Annotated in this window: 17 protein-coding genes; 11 read left to right on the top strand and 6 right to left on the bottom strand. The window is 70.9% G+C overall.

All coding sequences use genetic code 11. The features are described from left to right. From PBV52_RS09380 to PBV52_RS09400, 5 genes are all read left to right on the top strand, one after another. Positions 1–1,098, top strand: a complete 1,098-nt coding sequence (locus PBV52_RS09380) for a GNAT family N-acetyltransferase (protein ID WP_274237838.1) — start codon at positions 1–3, stop codon at positions 1,096–1,098. A gap of 369 nt (positions 1,099–1,467) precedes the next feature. After that, positions 1,468–2,289 (top strand): glycosyltransferase family 2 protein, encoded by an 822-nt coding sequence (locus PBV52_RS09385; protein WP_274237839.1) that lies wholly within the window; start codon positions 1,468–1,470, stop codon positions 2,287–2,289. Next, a complete protein-coding gene (locus PBV52_RS09390) occupies positions 2,286–3,305 on the top strand; it encodes a glycosyltransferase family 2 protein (RefSeq protein ID WP_274237840.1) in 1,020 nt (339 codons plus the stop codon). The genes PBV52_RS09385 and PBV52_RS09390 overlap by 4 nt, the downstream gene beginning before the upstream one ends. After that, the gene (locus tag PBV52_RS09395; RefSeq protein WP_274237841.1) at positions 3,302–4,102 is read left to right on the top strand and encodes a polysaccharide deacetylase family protein; all 801 of its coding nucleotides are present in this window, start codon (positions 3,302–3,304) and stop codon (positions 4,100–4,102) included. Before PBV52_RS09390 ends, PBV52_RS09395 begins: the two co-directional genes overlap by 4 nt. Continuing rightward, positions 4,095–7,955: a lipopolysaccharide biosynthesis protein gene (locus PBV52_RS09400; RefSeq protein ID WP_274237842.1), complete on the top strand. Its 3,861-nt coding sequence runs from the start codon at positions 4,095–4,097 to the stop codon at positions 7,953–7,955. Before PBV52_RS09395 ends, PBV52_RS09400 begins: the two co-directional genes overlap by 8 nt. Positions 7,956–7,979: 24 nt before the next feature. Here the strand turns inward: PBV52_RS09400 and PBV52_RS09405 are convergent, their stop codons facing one another. After that, positions 7,980–9,392: a xylan 1,4-beta-xylosidase gene (locus tag PBV52_RS09405; protein ID WP_274237843.1), complete on the bottom strand. Its 1,413-nt coding sequence runs from the start codon at positions 9,390–9,392 to the stop codon at positions 7,980–7,982. Positions 9,393–9,624: 232 nt separating this feature from the next. Here PBV52_RS09405 and PBV52_RS09410 point away from each other — a divergent pair, with 232 nt between their 5' ends. Both PBV52_RS09410 and PBV52_RS09415 read left to right on the top strand, forming a co-directional pair. Next, complete coding sequence (locus PBV52_RS09410; RefSeq protein ID WP_274237844.1) at positions 9,625–10,719, top strand: DUF5925 domain-containing protein; 1,095 nt, start codon at positions 9,625–9,627, stop codon at positions 10,717–10,719. A gap of 23 nt (positions 10,720–10,742) precedes the next feature. Next, the gene (locus PBV52_RS09415) at positions 10,743–11,513 is read left to right on the top strand and encodes a DUF72 domain-containing protein (protein WP_274237845.1); all 771 of its coding nucleotides are present in this window, start codon (positions 10,743–10,745) and stop codon (positions 11,511–11,513) included. A gap of 4 nt (positions 11,514–11,517) precedes the next feature. Here the strand turns inward: PBV52_RS09415 and PBV52_RS09420 are convergent, their stop codons facing one another. After that, entirely contained in the window at positions 11,518–11,886 is a 369-nt protein-coding gene (locus PBV52_RS09420; protein ID WP_274237846.1) for a GntR family transcriptional regulator, read from the bottom strand. Positions 11,887–11,957: 71 nt separating this feature from the next. Between PBV52_RS09420 and PBV52_RS09425 the strand changes: the two genes are divergently transcribed. Further along, positions 11,958–12,887: a GNAT family N-acetyltransferase gene (locus tag PBV52_RS09425; RefSeq protein ID WP_274237847.1), complete on the top strand. Its 930-nt coding sequence runs from the start codon at positions 11,958–11,960 to the stop codon at positions 12,885–12,887. Continuing rightward, positions 12,868–13,368 carry a DUF402 domain-containing protein gene (locus PBV52_RS09430; protein ID WP_274237848.1) on the top strand — a complete coding sequence of 167 codons (501 nt, stop codon included), beginning with the start codon at positions 12,868–12,870 and terminating at the stop codon, positions 13,366–13,368. The genes PBV52_RS09425 and PBV52_RS09430 overlap by 20 nt, the downstream gene beginning before the upstream one ends. A 20-nt stretch (positions 13,369–13,388) precedes the next feature. On the opposite strand, the gene PBV52_RS09435 is transcribed toward PBV52_RS09430, so the two are convergent. Beyond that, the gene (locus tag PBV52_RS09435) at positions 13,389–14,018 is read right to left on the bottom strand and encodes a bifunctional 2-polyprenyl-6-hydroxyphenol methylase/3-demethylubiquinol 3-O-methyltransferase UbiG (RefSeq protein WP_274237849.1); all 630 of its coding nucleotides are present in this window, start codon (positions 14,016–14,018) and stop codon (positions 13,389–13,391) included. Positions 14,019–14,156: 138 nt separating this feature from the next. Here PBV52_RS09435 and PBV52_RS09440 point away from each other — a divergent pair, with 138 nt between their 5' ends. Further along, positions 14,157–14,294 (top strand): hypothetical protein, encoded by a 138-nt coding sequence (locus PBV52_RS09440; protein ID WP_274237850.1) that lies wholly within the window; start codon positions 14,157–14,159, stop codon positions 14,292–14,294. A gap of 27 nt (positions 14,295–14,321) precedes the next feature. Here the strand turns inward: PBV52_RS09440 and PBV52_RS09445 are convergent, their stop codons facing one another. Next, positions 14,322–14,771 (bottom strand): GNAT family N-acetyltransferase, encoded by a 450-nt coding sequence (locus PBV52_RS09445; protein WP_274237851.1) that lies wholly within the window; start codon positions 14,769–14,771, stop codon positions 14,322–14,324. Between the two features lie 167 nt (positions 14,772–14,938). Here PBV52_RS09445 and PBV52_RS09450 point away from each other — a divergent pair, with 167 nt between their 5' ends. Then, positions 14,939–15,952, top strand: a complete 1,014-nt coding sequence (locus PBV52_RS09450) for a lytic polysaccharide monooxygenase (RefSeq protein ID WP_274237852.1) — start codon at positions 14,939–14,941, stop codon at positions 15,950–15,952. Positions 15,953–16,078: 126 nt separating this feature from the next. Here PBV52_RS09450 and PBV52_RS09455 read toward each other — a convergent pair whose 3' ends face one another. Both PBV52_RS09455 and PBV52_RS09460 read right to left on the bottom strand, forming a co-directional pair. Further along, positions 16,079–16,951, bottom strand: a complete 873-nt coding sequence (locus PBV52_RS09455; protein ID WP_274237853.1) for a triacylglycerol lipase — start codon at positions 16,949–16,951, stop codon at positions 16,079–16,081. 174 nt (positions 16,952–17,125) lie between these two features. Continuing rightward, positions 17,126–17,572, bottom strand: coding sequence for a MarR family winged helix-turn-helix transcriptional regulator (locus tag PBV52_RS09460; RefSeq protein WP_274237854.1), 447 nt, complete (start codon positions 17,570–17,572; stop codon positions 17,126–17,128). Positions 17,573–17,634: the final 62 nt, after the last annotated feature.

The following is a 17,634-nucleotide window of genomic DNA, read 5'->3' on the forward strand; positions in this document are numbered from 1 at the left end:
GTGGACATCAGCGTGTACCGTCCCGGCGAGTTCAGCTCCGCCGACCGGGCGGCGTGGACATCGATGCAGTCCAAGGCCCATCTGCAGGGCTCGCCCGAGCTGGGCAACCCCTTCCTGTCCCCCGAGTTCGCGCTCGCGGTCGGCCGTTGCCGGCGCGGGGTGCGGATCGCGGTCGTACGGGAGGGCGGCGAGCCGGCCGCGTTCCTCCCGTTCCAGCGGACGGCGACCGGTGTCGGCCGGGCCATCGGCCTCGGCGTCTCGGACGCCCAGGGTCTGGTGCACCGGCCCGGGTTCAGCTGGGACGCCCGGGAGCTGCTGAAGGCGTGCGGGCTCGCCGTATGGGAGTTCGACCACCTGGTGGAGGGCCAGGCGGCGTTCGAGGCGGGGGCGTCCGGCACGTTCCCGTCCCCGGTCATGGATGTCGACCAGGGGTACGAGGCGTATCTGAAGCAACTCCGCGAACGGTCACCGAAGTTCACCAGGACGACGCTCGCCAAGGAGCGCAAGCTGGGCCGGGACCACGAGGGCGTGCGGTACGTGCACGACGAGCGCGATCCGGCGGCGCTGCGCACGCTGATGGCCTGGAAGTCCGCGCAGTACCGCAGGACGGGGCGCAGCGACCGCTTCGCGCACGAGTGGATCACCCGGCTCGTGGAGCAGCTGTTCCACACGCGCTCCGAGCCGTTCGCGGGGATCCTGTCGGTGCTGTACGCGGGCGGCAAGCCGATCGCCGCGCACTTCGGGCTGCGCACCGAGCGGGTGCTGGCCTGCTGGTTCCCGGCCTACGACCCGGCGTTCTCGAAGTACTCGCCGGGCCTGGTCCTGCATCTGCGCATGGCCGAGGCGGCCGCCGCCGACGGCATCGCGTACCTGGACCTCGGCCGGGGCCAGAAAGAATACAAGGACTCCCTGAAGACACGCGAGCTGAAGGTGTCGGAGGGGTGGGTGACCCGGCGTCACCCGGTCGCGTTCGGACACCGGGCACGCCGTGCCCCGGTCCGGGCGCTGCGCAACACCGTGCAGACACGGCCGGAACTGTTCGAACCGGCGGACCGGGTCCTCAAACGTATGGGGAAGATCCGCTCGATAGGCAGGTAACTCCGGTCAAACCATCAAAAACGTGAGGGCTCGTTCCAGCTCTTGCCATACAGGCTCAATCATCAATACCGTCGTACATCTGACGCGCATCGGACTGTCGAAGCGGCTCTAGGGGAGGGCTCAAGGACCGCGACAGTCCCGGCGCGGGGCGTGGTAGGGGGGTGCTCGGTGACGGTGTTCGCATGTGTGACCGAGTCGTGCCGCGCGACCGGCTGCCGTTTTCCCGGTGGTCGGCCAGATTTGCCAGCTCACCACACGTGCACGGAGAGACAGTTGTCCGTGCCGTGAGTGAGAACCCCCCTTTCGAACCGGACAAAAAGCCGGGCCGCCCAGGGGCGGGCGGTCCACCGGACGAGAGGGACCAGACTCATGAGTTCAGTTCTGCGCCCGGCGGTTGCGGACGAAGGTCTGTCAACGGTCGGCAAGTACCGCCCTGTCTCCTCGCACATGGCCATCACCCCGCCGGTGAGCGTGGTGATTCCGGCCATGAACGAAGCCGAGAATCTCCCGTACGTCTTCAAGACGCTTCCGGACTGGATACACGAAGTCGTCCTGGTGGACGGCAACTCCACCGACGACACCGTCGAAGTGGCCCGTGAGCTGTGGCCGGAGGTCAAGGTCGTGCGGCAGCGCGGCAAGGGCAAGGGGGATGCCCTGATCACCGGGTTCGAGGCGGCCACCGGCGACATCATCGTGATGGTCGACGCGGACGGCTCGGCCGACGGCCAGGAGATCGTCAGTTACGTCTCCGCGCTGGTCTCGGGCGCTGACTTCGCCAAGGGGTCCCGCTTCGCCAACGGCGGCGGCACTGATGACATGACGCCGATCCGCAAGCTCGGCAACTGGGCACTGTGCACGGCCGTCAACCGCAAGTTCGGTGCCCGCTACACCGATCTCTGCTACGGATACAACGCGTTCTGGCGGCACTGCCTGGACAAGATCGACCTCGACTGCACCGGCTTCGAGGTGGAGACCCTGATGAACATCCGGGTCGTCAAGGCGGGGCTGAAGGTGCAGGAGATACCCAGCCACGAGTACCTCCGCATCCACGGCACGAGCAATCTGCGGGCCGTGCGGGACGGGCTGCGGGTGCTCAAAGTGATCCTCAAGGAGCGCTCCAACCGGCGTGCCCTGCGCCGCCGGGCGCCCCACTCCCCGATGCTCGACTCGGTGCGGGGAGAGGTGTCTTGAGCGGTCCCGACATCTCCGTCGTGATCTGCGTGTACACGGAGGACCGCTGGGAGGACATCCTCGCGGCGGTCTCCTCGGTGCGCGCGCAGTCGTACCCGGCCCTGGAGACGCTGCTGGTCGTCGACCACAACGAGGCGCTCCTGGACCGGCTGACGAAGGAACACAAAGAGGCCAAGGATGTGCGGGTGCTCGCCAACGCGGGCCCCCGCGGGCTGTCCGCGGGCCGCAACACCGGTATCGCCGCCTCGTACGGCGAGGTCATCGCGTTCCTCGACGACGACGCCGTGGCCGAGCGGGACTGGCTCCGGCACTTCGCCGCGGGGTACGCCGATCCGCACGTCATGGCCGTCGGCGGGCGCACCGAGCCGATCTGGGCGTCGGGGCGCCGGCCGGCCTGGTTCCCGGAGGAGTTCGACTGGGTGGTCGGCTGCACCTACCGGGGCCTGCCGCGCGGCCGGGTGAAGGTGCGCAACGTCCTCGGCGGCAACGCCTCCTTCCGGCGTACGGCCTTCGACTTCGCGGGCGGCTTCGCCTCCGGCATCGGGCGCGACGGCGACCGGCTGCCGCTGGGCTGCGAGGAGACGGAGCTGTGCATCCGGCTGACCCGGGCCCGGCCCGAGGCGGTCCTGCTGATCGACGACCGTGCGGTGATCCACCACCGGGTGCCCTCAGCACGCGAGCACTTCCGGTACTTCCGCACGCGCGCGTACGCCGAGGGTCTGTCGAAGGCACTGGTGGCCCGAAGTGTGGGCGCCGACAAGGGACTTGAGTCCGAACGCCGGTACACCACCCGGGTCCTGCCGGCCGGGGTGGCGCGCGGGCTGCGGGACGCCGTGCTGGCCCGGCCGGGCGGTGCGGGGCGGGCGGGCGCGATCGTCGCCGGGGTACTCACGGCGGCCGGTGGGTACGTCGTGGGGAGTGTCCGGGCCCGCCGGGGCGGCGTTACGTACTCGGTGGCGGGGATCGACAGGGAAGCCGGCGAGGGGGAAGCCGGCAGCGAGGGGGGCATCAGATGAGCGACGCGCGCGTGCCGATTCTCATGTACCACGCCGTCTCCACCTCGCCGAACGACGCCACCCGCGATCTGTCGGTGGCGCCGGAGGCGTTCGCGGAGCAGATGGCGCTGATCGGCGATCTGGGCCTGACTCCGGTCAGGACGGCCGATCTCGCGGCGCGCTGGCGCTCCGGCAAACCCCTGCCCGAGCGGCCGGTGCTGATCACCTTCGACGACGGCTACGAGGGGGTGCACCGGCACGCCCTGCCCGTGCTCGCGGGGCACGGCTTCCCGGCCACGCTGTTCGTCTCCACGGGCTGGCTGAAGGGCCCGCACGACACCGGCGGCGGCCTGGACACCATGCTCGACTGGGCCCAGGTCCGCGAACTCGCCGAGGCGGACGTCGAGATCGGCGGCCACAGCCACACCCACCCGCAGCTCGACCAGCTCCCGGACGGGCGGCTGCGCTCCGAGCTGATCCTGTGCAAGGAGATCATCGGCGACGAACTCGGCACCGTCCCGGCCTCGTTCGCCTACCCGTACGGCTACTCCAGCCGCCGGGTGCGCGAGGCGGTGCACGAGACCGGGTACGCCCAGGCGCTCGCCGTCAACAACGGCCTCGCGCGGCGGCGGCAGGGGCCGTACGCCCTCACCCGTCTCACCGTGCGCCGAGGCACCGGCATCGAGGAGTTCCGGCGGATGGTCGAGGGCCGTGCGATCACCCGCGCCTTCGCCCGGGACCGTGCCCTGACCAAGGGGTACGCCGTGGTCCGCAGAGCCCGGCAGGTCCGCCGGAAGGCCGGCCGTTCCCGTGTCTGACACCACGACCACGACCGAGCCCGCATCGACCGACGCGGCGGCGCCCGAGCAGTCGGGGCGCCGGCTTCGCCTGCCCGGCATGGGCGGGTCCTCCGGGGGCAGTCAGCTGTTCCGCAACGCCTACGCCCTGATGATCAACACCGGCATCTCCGCCGTGCTGGGGCTCGGTTTCTGGCTGGCCGCCGCCCGCTACTACTCCGAGTCCGCGGTCGGCCAGGGCTCCGCGGCGATCGCCGCGATGAAGTTCCTCGCGGGTCTGACCGCGGTGACGCTGACGGGCGCGCTGGCCCGCTTCATCCCGGTGGCGGGACGCAGGAGCCTCCGCCTGATCTTCCAGACGTACGCGGGCAGTTGCGTGGTCGTGGCGCTCGCCGCGGGGGTCTTCCTGCTGACGCTGGACCTGTGGGGGCCGTCGTACCGGTTCCTGAACGGGGCGGCGGGCGGGCTCTTCTTCGTCGTGGCCGTCATCGCCTGGAACCTGCTCACGCTGCAGGACGGCGTGCTGACCGGGCTGCGCAGTGCGGTGTGGGTGCCGGTCGGCAACACCGTGTTCTCCGCGGTGAAGCTGGGTCTGCTGGTGGCCTTCGCGGTGGCGATCCCCACCGCCGGTGTCTTCGTGTCCTGGGTCGCGGCGATCGCGGTGTCCGTGCTGCCGCTGGGCTGGCTGGTGTTCCGGCGCCTGGTGCCGCGCCATGAGGAGGCGACCGAGGAGCACGCCCGCCCGCCGTCCCTGAAGGAGATCGGGAAGTTCCTGGCGGGCGACTACACCGGCTCGCTGTTCTCCCTCGCCGTGGTCTATCTGATCCCCGTGATCGTGGCCGCGCAGGTCTCCGCCGAGAACAACGCGTACTTCTACATCACGGCCACCATCGGCGGCACGGTCAATCTGCTCGCCATCAACATGGGCGCCTCCCTCACGGTCGAGGGCTCGCACGACCCCGGGCGGCTGGCGGCCAACACCCGTGCCGCGCTGCGGCGCATGGCGCGGATCATGGTGCCGGTCTGCGCGATCCTGTTCTTCGGGGCGCCCTGGATCCTGGGCGTCTTCGGCCAGGGCTACGCGGACGCGGCGACCCCGCTGCTGCGCTGGTTCGCCGTCGGCGCGCTGCTGCGGGTCGTGATGGAGACCTACTTCGCGGTCCTGCGCGCACAGAGCCGCACCGCCGGACTGGCCTGGCTGCAGGGCCTGCTGTGCGCCCTGGTGCTCGGCCTGACGCTGCTGCTGCTCCCCCGCATGGGTCTGACCGGCGCCGGTGTCGCCGAGATCGTCTCCCTCGCGGTGATCGTCGCGATCGCCGCGCCCAAGCTGTACCGGACCGCGCGGGCGACGTCGGCCGAGGTCCCCGAGGACGCGGCCCCCGACGGTGACCTCGCCGACCTGGGGGCACGCGAGGTGCCCGACGGGGCGCGGGGGCGGATGCCCGGCTGGGCGCTCGACACCGACACCCTCGCCCTCGCCCTCGGCATCCACGTCGACTTCGACCACCTGGAACGCCGGCCGGACGTCCGCCCCGGGCCGGGTACGCCGCCCACGGGCATGCCGCCGGTGCACCCGGACCACCGCCCGACCTGGGCGCGCAAGCCGGAAGTCGGGCTGCCGGTCCAGGATCGCGAGCCGGGCTCGGAGGCCTCGCTGGGGCCCGCCGAGGTGGACGCGCCCTTCGAGGCCGAGTTCGACGCGGGCAAGGGCGAAGAGGCCGTACCGGAGGAGCCCGAGGAGGCTGCCGAACGGGAGGAGGCCGTCGTACGGCAGGAGTCCGCCGTACGGGAAGAGCCGCCCATGCACGAAGAGCCCCTACGACAGGCCGCCGCGCCCTCGCTCACCTGGCGTGAGCGTCTGCTGCCCACCCGCCTCGGGGTCGTCCTCGGCTGTCTGCTGGTCGCCGCGCTGCTGCTGTACTGGGTGCCCGCGCTGCGGCTCGGCGAGGCCGACCTGGACGGGATGGGCGGGCTCGGGCTGATCTCCGTGCTGCCGCTGCCGACGCTGGTCGGCGCCGCGCTGCTGGCGGTGGTGTTCGCCTCGCTGCTGTGGCTGGGTCGCGAGCACCGGGCGTTGCTGCTGGTCACCCTGCTGGCGACGGTCGTGTCTCTGCACTCCCTGCCGGCCCTGATCGAGACCGAGCCGCGGTTCGCGACGGCCTGGCAGCACCTCGGCTTCCTCGACTACATCGACCGCACCGGGTCGGCCGTGCCCGACCTGGACGCGCGCTGGAGCTGGCCGGGCTTCTTCGCGGTGGCCGCGTTCGCCGCGAAGGCGTGCGGGGTCGGTGACCTCACCGAGGTCATCCGCTGGTGGCCGCTGGCCATGCAACTCCTCTATCTGGTCCCGATGTTCCTGCTCGTGCGCTCGATGCGGGCGAGCTGGCGCGCCAAGTGGACCGGCATCTGGATCTTCGTGCTGAGCGGCTGGGTGGGCCAGGACTACTTCTCGCCGCAGGGCTTCACCTATCTGCTGTACCTGGTGTTCGCGGCGATCCTGCTGGTCTGGTTCCGGGCACCACGGGTGATCTGGACGAAGCGGCGGCCCGGCGAGCTGGAGGTCGAGCCGACCGACCGGCGGCAGCGGGCCGTCCTGCTGATGGTCGTGACCGGCCTGTTCGCGGCGAGCGTCCCGGCCCACCAGCTCACGCCGTTCGTGATGCTGGGCGTGCTGACGGCGCTCGTCCTGATCGGCAGGTCCGAACTGCGCGGCCTGCCCATCCTGTTCGGCGTCATGGTGACCGTCTGGATCGGCTTCATGGCCGAGCCGTACTGGTCGGGCCACTTCGACGAACTCTTCGGGGGTGTCGGCGGCGTCGGCAGCAATGTGTCGTCCTCCGTCTCCGGCCGCATCGAGGGCGGCAGCTCCACCCACAAGCTGGTGCTGTACACGCGCGTGCTGCTGGCCGGCGGTGTGATGGCCTTCGCCTGCTGGGGCTGGTGGCGACGGCGCTTCCACCACTACCGCGAGCGCTCGCTGCTCGTCCTCACCTTCGTGCCGTTCCTCGGCTTCGGCATGCAGTCGTACGGCGGCGAGATGGCGCTGCGCGTCTTCATGTTCGCCCTGCCCGGCGCGGCCCTGCTGGCCGGACTCGCCCTCTTCCCGCGCACCGGCGTCACCGCCAAGGAGCGCGACAAGGACCGGGTGAGCCTCGCCCCGCTGGCCGCGCTGATGGCGGGCCTGGTGCTCATGGGCGGCTTCCTGGTGGCCCGTTGGGGCAACGAGCCGTTCGAGCGGGTGCGGCCCGGCGAGGTCGCCGCCATGGAGTACGTGTACGCCCATGACGATCCGACCCTGCGGCTGCTGTGGCTGAGCAGCGACCCGGTCAACGACGTGACGCCGGCAATGCCGTGGGGCTCGCGGGACATGGAGAAGGTCTCGTACGTGCCGACGCAGGCGCCGGTCGACCCGGTGCTCGTGTCGGGACTGCTGAAGGCCCTGAAGGACGCGGGCCCGAACTCGTATCTGATGATCAACCGGGGTCAGGTCACCTATCTCCGGCTGGACGTGGGCTATTCGGCGACCTGGGAGACGCGGCTGATCCAGAACCTGGACAAGCGGCAGGATCTGAAGAAGGTCTTCGTCAACGCCGACGTGACGATGTACGCGCTGAAGAAGCAGCCGGCGGGCGAGGTCCCGAAGGCCGATCCCGGTCCGATCGGGCCGCAGGTGACCTGGACGCCGTGGTCGGTGGTCGGGGGGCTCGCGGCGGTCGCGCTGATCGTGCTGCTGATGGCCCGCGAGGTCGTCCGGGTGGCGATGGCGCCCAGCGTGCGGCAACTTCGGTGGCTGCAGAGCAGCTTCTGGTTCTCGCTGCCGCTGCTGGCGGTGCTGCTGGCTTCGTTGGTGCAGCGGTTCCTGACGATCGAGTAGACGATCACGCAGGGGTGAAGGGGCTCAGCGCTTGAGCCACTTCACCTCGTACGCCTGCAGCTCGACCTTCTTGCCGTCGATCTTCGCGCTGGTCTGCCGGTCGAGGGCGTTCACGACCAGGACCACCTTGTCCGTGGCCAGGGCCCGGACCTCGGGCTCGTCCACGGACACCTTCTTGTACTCGGTCCCCGGCCGGAACTCCTTGCCGAACCGGGAGACCAGGTCGTACATCGGCAGCTTCTCGCCGCCGTCCGCGGTGTCGGTCGGCGTCCACAGACAGCCGGCGCACTCGGTGCCCTTCTCCTCCTCCGGGTTCCAGTAGAAGGCCGAGGAGGCGCCGCCCTTGGCCAACGCGATCATTCCGGCGGCCTGGACGGCGACCCGGCGGGCCTCGGACCAGCCCTTGCGATCGTCGTTGCCGTCGGCGGGCTCGACGTAGTACTCGGCCCACCACAGCGGCAGGTCACCGGTCTGCCGCCGCACCCACCGGCCCACGGCCGTGAACTTGTCGGTGGCCGTGAACTCGTCGGGCAGGAGCTCGTCGTCCCGGGTGTAGCTGGAGCCGTCCACGACGACGAAGTCGGCGCCCGCCTTGTGCTCGTTCCAGTACGCGAAGGCGTCGACGGTGCGCTGGTCCAGGGCACCCCAACTGCCCCTCAGTGCCGTCGACGCCTCCTCCGCGCGCGGGTCGACGCTGTCCATCACGAGGTACGGTCCGCCGACCATGATGTCGGGGTTGACCTTCTTCAACGCCTTGTAGACGAGGTTGTAGAGCCGGGTGTAGCCCTCGTGGTCCCAGCGGGCCTCGGCGTCGTTCCAGAAGCCCTTGAACTCGTTCCAGACGATGAAGTGCCGTACGTCCGGATAGCGCTTGGCGACGGTCACGGCCAGCGCGGCGAAGTCCTCGAAGTGCTCGGGCTCGGGCGCCGTCTCCAGGGCGGCCTGGCTCCAGTTCGTGTGGTCGACGCCGGCCTTGCCGCCCTTCATCCAGTCGGGGGCGCAGCACAGGGTGACGACGGGGGTGCTGCCGGAGGCGCGGACGAAATCGACACGGCGGTCCATCGCCTCGAAGTCGTAACGCCCCTCGACCGGCTCGGGGTTGTCGGCGCCCCAGCCCATGATGTGCTGGATCTGCGGCAGTCCCCCGGCGTCCGCGAGCCGTCCCTCGACGCGCTGCACGGCTGCGGCGGCGCCCTCGTCGGCGCTGTGCTGGGTGTGGGTGAAGCCCCAGCCCACCTCCGGATTCGTGGCGTCCGGCGTGGCGGTCGGGGTGCCGTGCACCTTGTCGCCGTCGCGTGAGGTGCCGTCGGTGTTCACGCCGTTCCCGGGAAGCGTGTTGAGGAGGGTCACGAGCAGGGCCAGAGCCGCGGCGCCCACGCCGAGCAGCGCGGTGAGCCGCCACCGCCGTGCCCCCGAATTCGACCCATGACGTCCCATCAAGGACAACGGTAACGGCGGTGACAGCCGCGCGGGCAGGTTTCGCAACTACCCGGTCCTGCAACCGGACGGAGGGGACACAGCGGAAGCTTCGGGCACGGCACCCGTCGGGCCGCCCCGGCCCCGGGCATGTCCGGGGCCGGCCCCGGACATGGCCCCGGACATGGCACGTTGGCGGGACGTCCCACGGAAACCGGGTGCACAGCCCCGCCACGTGACGGATCATGGCCCCATGTCTGCGAACCCACACGACGCTCTGCCGATCCGGCTCAACGTCGACGACAGCGACTCGCCGTCCGACGTCGTCGACGCGCTGTTCCTCGGCCGCTTCGCGACGGGCGAGCAGCCGTACTCGCACGCGGCGAACATCGACCGCGTACGGTCCGGGGCGACGCTGCTGCCGCCGGGCGCCCGTGTGCTGCGCGCCGCCCGCGACGACGACCGCAGCGCGACGCTGGCGGAGGGCGACGGCTGGACCCTGCTGGTCTCCCGCTGGAACCGGGGCGCCGACGTCACGGTGACCGCGACCAGCGAGGAACTGGCGGCGCGGGTGCTGGGCGAGGCGACGGACGGCGCGGCGGACGAGCCCGAGCCGCAGCCGGAGAACGTGACCATGGGCTTTTGGTACGTCTCCCCCAGGCGCGGCCCGCACCGCACGACCCGGCAGATCTCGGCGGGCACCTGGGACGAGGTGCGGGCCAACTACACCGCGCCGGTCGCGGACGCGATGGACCGCCTGATGAAGACGACGCCCGAGGACATCGCGGGCCGTCTGCTCCTGCTGCACGGCCCGCCGGGCACGGGCAAGACGTCGGCGCTGCGGACGCTGGCCCGCTCCTGGCGGGACTGGTGCCAGGTGGACTGCGTGCTGGACCCGGAGCGGCTGTTCAGTGACGTCGGCTATCTGATGGACATCGCGATCGGCGAGGAGGACTCGACGGGCAAGGGCCGCTGGCGGCTGCTGCTCCTGGAGGACTGCGACGAGCTGATCCGCGGCGAGGCGAAGCACACGGCGGGCCAGGCGCTGTCGCGGTTGCTGAACCTGACGGACGGCCTGCTGGGGCAGGGCCGCAACGTCCTGGTCGGCGTGACGACCAACGAGGACCTGGAGCGACTGCACCCCGCTGTCGTCCGCCCCGGCCGCTGTCTGGCCCGCATCGAGGTGGGGGCGCTGACGCGCGGGGAGGCGGTGAACTGGCTGGGCACCGACGAGGGTGTCGGCCGGGAGGGGGCGACCCTGGCAGAGCTGTACGCGCTGAAGCGGGGCACGTCCCCGACGTCGCTGCCGGACCCCCGGGACGGGGCGGACGCGGGGCTGTACCTGTAGCCCTGCGGTGCTTTCATGGGGGTATGACCCTGTTCGTCGGGACGTCGGGATGGCAGTACCGAGACTGGCGGGGTGCCTTCTACCCCACCGATGTGCCCATGCGGCTGTGGCTGGAGGAGTACACGGAGCACTTCTCCACGGTGGAGATCAACAACGCGTTCTACCGGTTGCCGACACGGGAGAACTTCGAGGCCTGGCGTGACCGGGTTCCGCGGGACTTCGTGGTCGCGGTGAAAGCGAGCCGCTACCTCACCCACATCAAGCGCCTCAAGGATCCCGAGGAGCCGGTCCAACGTCTGATGTCCCACGCGGCGGGCCTGGGCGACCGCCTGGGGCCGGTTCTCCTCCAACTCCCGCCGACCCTGCGCGCCGACCCCGGCCTCCTCGACGCCTGCCTGGCCTGCTTCCCGTCCGGAACGCGGATCGCGGTCGAGCCCCGCCACGAGTCCTGGTGGGCGTCCAACACCCGCCAGGTTCTGGAGTCCCGGGGTGCCGCCCTGTGCTGGGCCGACGTCCAGGCCCGTCCGGTGACTCCCCTGTGGCGCACCACGGACTGGGGCTACGTCCGCTTCCACGAGGGCCGCGCCCACCCCTGGCCCCGCTACGGCCGACGCTGTCTGGAGACCTGGGTCGACCGCATCGCGACCACCTGGTCCGCCGCCGAGGACACGTACGCGTATTTCAACAACGACCCCGGCGGGGCGGCGGTGCGGGACTCGGTGGTCTTCGGGAGGGCGGCGACGCGGGCGGGCCTTACGGTGACCCGTACGCCGGAGTTCGCCGCACGCCGCTGACTACTTACTCCCCGTAAGCCGCCCGAAGGGCGTCCCGCACGGCCGCCAGCGCGTCGGCTTCCGCGAGCCCAAGCCTGCGAGCCCGCTCCACGTACGCCTGTGCAGCCGACGCCAGCTCACGCTCCGCGGCCGAGCCGGCGGCCGCCACGAAGGTGCCGTTGCGCCCGCGCGTCTCGATCACCCCGTCGCTCTCCAGCGCCCGGTACGCCTTGGCGACCGTGTTGGCCGCCAGCCCCAGCGACTCCGCCAGCCCGCGCACGGTCGGCAGCCGGTATCCGACCGGCAGCACCCCCGCTCGCGCCTGCTCGGAGATCTGCGCCCGCACCTGCTCGTACGGCGGGGCACTGTCATCGATGTGGATCTTCAAGGTCACGCAGCGATTGTCCCGTACCTGCCGGAAAATGAGAGGCAGCCTGGCGGATCTCGCCAGTAGCGTGCGCCGTGATGACTATCACCGTGCGCCCCCTGCGTCCCGAGGTCCGAGCCGACGTCGAGGGCTTCGCCCACGTCCGGCACCTCGCTCTCCCCTTCTTTCTGGTGACCCCGGACTCCATCGCCTACGCCATCAGCCACACCCACCCGGACGCCCACTACCGGCCGCTCGTCGCGGAGGAGGACGGCGAGGTGATCGGCACCGCCCAGGTCGGGCTCGTCAACGACAGCCCGGAGCCCGGCCAGGCCTACGTCAACGTGTACGTCCACCCTGAGCGCACCCGCCGCGGTGCGGGCGCGCTGCTGGTCCGCACCGCCGAGGAGTACCTGGCCGAGCGAGGAGCGACCAGACTGTTCGCCTGGATCCTCGACGCACCGGGCAACCGCGCCTTCGCCGAACGGCACGGTTACCGTGAGGGCCGCTCGGCGCACTTCCTCCGCCTGGACCTGGCGCACGGCACGCTGCCCCCGCTCCAGGCCCCGCCCTCAGGCGTGGAGCTGCGCACGGGGGCCGACTTCGCGGACGATCCGCGCCCGCTGTTCGAGCTGGACGCGGAGGCGGCGTCGGACGAACCGAGCGACGTCGCCTACGAGTTCACGGACTACGAGGCCTGGCTGGAGGAGACCTGGAACCACCCCCTCCTCAGCCGCGAGCTGACCTCCGTCGTCGTCGCCGACGGCCGCCCCGTCGCCTTCAGCGTGGCCCGCACGGACGGGGGCACCCGGTACGGCACGGTCATCACCGGCACCGCCCGCGCCTTCCGCGGCCGTGGCCTCGCCAAGCTCGCCAAGAACGACTCCCTGCACCGCGCCCGCGCCGCCGGGCTCACGGAGGCGTTCACGGGCAACGACACCGGCAACGGCCCGATGCTCGCGATCAACAAGTGGTTCGGCTACGAGATCTGCGCGACGGAGGTGCGCTATGTCCGCGAACTCGGCTGACCAGGCCAGTGTGCTGGACGTGGTCCTGGTCAAGGGCGGCCGTACGAAGATCCGTTACGAGGCCGAACTGCTCTCCGACGACGGCACCCGCGTCGCCGTTCGCGCCCCCTGGGCCGGCGCCGGGGTCCGCGACTTCGGCTTCGTCCGCTTCGAGCCGGGCGACGTCTTCACCGAGTACTACTGGCGCGACCGCTGGTACGCCGTGAAGGAGGTCCGCGACGCCACGGGCGCCCTCAAGGGCTGGTACTGCGACGTCACCCGCCCGGCCACGCTGTCCGGTGCGGAGCTGGTCGTCGAGGACCTCGACCTGGACCTGTGGTGCTCCGCCGACGGCTCGGACGTACGCCGCCTGGACGAGGACGAGTTCGCCGAGAGCGGCCTCGGGCGGACGGATCCGCAGGCCGCCGCGGCCGCCGTATCCGCGCTGGACGCACTTCAGGCGCTGGCGCGCGGGGAGGGCTTCGCCGGGCTGCTGGGATAGCTCCCGGCAGTACGTCCTGGTCAGGCGACCTCCGCCACCACCGCGTACCGCTCGTCGTCCACGGCCTTCCCCCACAGCCGCGCGTCACCGGACAGTCGCTCCACTCGCACGTCCCGGGCGAGGGGTGCAAGAAGAGCGGTGAGCCGTGCCGCCGGTATGCCGACCAGCGGCACGGTCGTCCCCCACACCCCCTCGACCAGCACGAACCGCCCTCCCGGGCGCAGCAGCCCACGCCAGTGGCGCAGGACACGGCCCGGGTCGGGCAGGGTCCACAGGACATGTCGTACGAGCACCGCGTCGAACCGCTCCTCCCCCACCGGTGGCGCCGCCGCGTCACCGACGAGGAACGCGGCGTCACGCCCGGCGAGCTTGGCGCGGGCGAGGTCGACCATCGCCGGGGACCGGTCCACCCCCGTGACCCGGTGTCCCTGTTCGGCCGCGAGGAGCGACAGGCTGCCGGTGCCGCAGCCGAGGTCGAGGACGTCGCAGGGGCGCTCGGGCAGCCAGGACCGCAGCCGGGCAGCCCAGGCCTGGCGCACCTCGGGGTCGCGCAGGCCGTGGTCCGGCTCGTCGTCGAAGGAGGCGGCCTCCGCGTCCCAGTCCACATCGCTCGTACCCGCCCCTGTGATGGCGTGTTCACCGTTCGTCATGGGCCAAGAGTGACACCCGCCACTGACAGTCGATTCGTGACCACCGCCACTGACAGGACCTGCAGCGATGAGGAACTCTCGCCAAAAGGGTCTACCTCCGTGACAAAGCGGAACTCGGTGGCCCTGAAGGAGGCAGCCATGCGCCGTGTGACCGTGCAGAAGCCCCTGAAGAGGAAGACGGATGCCCGCCGGCTCCGGGAGGAGGCGGACGAGTCCTCCTCGGGACGACCGGAGGTCCGCAAGGACATCGCGCGAACCTGGTGGCCGGAGAGCTGAGACGCCCTGCCGGTCGCCTGAGACAACTCAGCCGATCCGCTTGCGGTAGTGGATGCGGTCGTACGGGCCCTCCACGCGACGCTCGACGACCTCATAGCCGTACTTCGGGTAGATCTTCTGGTTCTCCCACATCAGGGCGTTCGTGTAGAGCCTGACCTCGGGCAGGCCGAGCGCACGCGCGCGTGCGTCCACGAAGTGCAGCAGCCGCCGCCCCACGCCCCTGCCGTGCGCGTCGGGGTGGACGGCGATGCTGTCGAGGAACAGATGATCCTCGTACACCTCGAGCACGACGAGCCCGATCACGGGATCGCCCGTCACGAACACCTTCCCCCCGGCCACGTTCGCCGCGTGATCCGCCTCCATGGGCACGGGCGCCCGTCCGATGCGCTCTATGTAGTGCCGGTAGGCGGCATCGGTCACGGCCTTCACTGCGCTTACGTCGGCGGCGACCGCCGGCCTGATGTCATCGTCCGTCATAGCGCGACGGTACCTACCTGATCGCAGTCTGAGCACTCCCTTAAGACGACCCTAAAGATCGCCATCACCCGCCTCCAGCAGGCGATTTCACGGTTTCCTCGGGCTAGTTTCTGATCGCCCCCACGGGATTCACCCCACGCATCAGGACCCCCTTGAGGAGACCTTTCATGCCCGCACGCCGCAAGGCCGCCGCCGTCGCCACCCTCGGCCTGACCCCGCTCGCCCTGACCGCCCTCGCCACCGCCCCGGCCTCGGCGCACGGTTCGATGGGCGACCCGGTCAGCCGGGTCTCGCAGTGTTACGCGGAAGGCCCCGAGAGCCCGAAGTCCGGCGCCTGCAAGGCGGCGGTCGCGGCCGGCGGCACCCAGGCCCTCTACGACTGGAACGGCATACGCATCGGCGACGCGGCCGGCCGCCACCAGGAGCTGATCCCGGACGGCAAGCTGTGCAGCGCGAACAGCGACGCGTTCAAGGGCCTGGATCTGGCCCGCGCCGACTGGCCGGCGACGAGCGTGGGCAGCGGGTCGTACACCTTCAAGTACCGCGTGACCGCCCCGCACAAGGGCACCTTCAAGGTGTACATCACCAAGGCCGGTTACGACCCGACGAAGCCGCTGGCCTGGGACGACCTGGACCTGGCGAACCCGGTGGCGACGGCCACGGACCCGGCGGCCTCGGGCGGCTTCTACACCTTCTCCGGCACCCTGCCCCAGCGCTCCGGCAAGCAGCTGCTGTACGCGGTCTGGCAGCGCTCGGACAGCCCGGAGGCGTTCTACTCCTGCTCGGACGTCACGTTCGGGGGCGGCAGCGGCGACAGCGGGGGCGGCGACAGCGGCGAGGCCGCCCCGGCGCCGAGCGCCTCCGCGCCCTCCGAGGAGCAGATCGAGGACGGTGCCGACCAGTCGACGATCGAGCACCACGGCCACGGGGACCAGGACGCCGACACGTCGGCGGAGCCGGTCGCGGCCGAGCCGGTCGCGGCGGCCGAGGAGGGCCGGTCCACCGCCCCGGCCAACCGGCCGAAGGCGGCCGGCGCCACCGAGAACCTCGCCGAGACGGGCGGGGACAGCAGCACGGCGTACCTCGCGATGGGCGGTGCGGCGACCCTGGCGCTGGGTTCGGCGGTCCTGTTCGCGTCGGTGCGCAGGCGGGCGGCGGCGGGCGGTCGCCACGGCCGCTGACCCGGGCTCTGCGGCCCCAGTGCTCCGGGGCCTGACCGGCGGCTCAGGCCGGTCAGGCCCCGGCGGTGTGCTCCGTACGCATGCACGCATGCACGCATGCACTCACGTGCTCACGTGCTCACGTGCTCAACCGATCGCGGACGCGCAGGTGGTAGCGGTGGCGCGGGCCGGGTCGAGCGCGTTGGCCACCTCGTGGAAGGCGATCCGGTCGGTCAGGCCCAGGAACGCGTGCTCGGATATGTCGACCGCGCACAGGTCCTGGATCAGGACGTTCTTCACGCCGGGCCCGTTCAGGAACTGACTCCGGTAGGGCGTGACCACCTCGTCGTACTTGGTGGCGATGACCGTGTAGCGGACGCCGGGGACGGTGTCGCCGCCCTCGTTGAGCTTGGTCATGAAGTCGGATCCGACGACCTGCTGGGCGAGGGCGGGAGTGGCGGCGCTGAGCAGGTCCTCCGCGCCGGGGAAGTACGGCAGCAGGTTGGTGAGCCCTGCCAGGGTGGTGCCGTGGTTGTTGGGCGCGATGCCGACGAGGGCGTTCACCTTGGCGGCACCGCCGAGGAACTTGAGGTAGTAGCGGGGCATCATGCCGCCCTGCGAATGGCCGACGAGGTCGGCCTTGGCGGCGCCGGTCGCGGTGAGCACCTTGTCGACATAGGCGGAGAGTTGTTCCGCCGACTTGTCGATGGGGCCGAGGGCGTGGAAGAACGGCACGCCCTGCAGCTGGCCGTAGTCGAGGGAGAAGACGCAGTAGCCGCGGTTCTCCAGGTACGGCGCGAGTCCCAGCCAGTTGTCGACGGAGTTCGCGAAGGTGCCGTGTACGAGGACGACGGGGCGGGGATGGGCGGCGGACGGCTTGCAGGAGTAGTCGTTCCAGCCACTGCTCGAGGTCGCCGCCGCATCGGCCGCCTGGGCGGTGGTGGCGGCGGGGACGACGGCGACCGCGGCGGTCAGCAGCAGTGCGGTCAGAGGTCTGAGCGCTCGTTTCCAGGGCAGCATCGTGTGATCTCCTTGCGGCTCAAGGGAGGTGCGACGGCCTTACGCCCTGTGATCCGGATCACGAGGATGCTGTTCACTCGTCAAGTTACGGGCGAGTAGTAGACGTGTGAAGTTACGCGTCAGTAAAAACTTCCAGTGATAGTAAGGGGCGGTTTCACAACCCCTGATGAACCGTCACCAGGCGGGCTTGATGGGTCCATAGGGCGCGATGCGCCCCAACTGGCCGTACAGCGCCCGCACGTCACCTTCGCCGAGCACATCGACCCACGCCCGCACGGCATCCGCGGCCGCCTCCTCGGCCGCACGGGTGCAGGCCCACCCCCGCTCGGTCAGCACGACCAGCCGGGCACGCGCGTCATCGGGATGCGGCCGGCGCTCGGCATAGCCCTTGCGCACGATCTCGTCGACCAGTTGGCTCGCGGCCTGCTTGGTCACGCCGAGATGGGCAGCGAGGTCGGTCACCGTCGCGCCGTTCGGGGCGAGCCGGGCGAACGCGAAACCGTGCGCGGGCCGCAGCCCCTCGAAGCCCCGGGCGACCACGCCGTCATGGATGCGTTGCGTGAGCTCACCGGCGACGGCGAGCAGGGCGGCGGACAGGGCCATGGCTTCGGAGTTCTGCACGGAGGCATTGAAACACCCTTGACGAATCGGTCAAGCAGCTTGACCATAGTTCCATATAGTCA

The organism is Streptomyces sp. T12 (genome assembly GCF_028736035.1).
Taxonomy (GTDB): Bacteria; Actinomycetota; Actinomycetes; order Streptomycetales; family Streptomycetaceae; genus Streptomyces.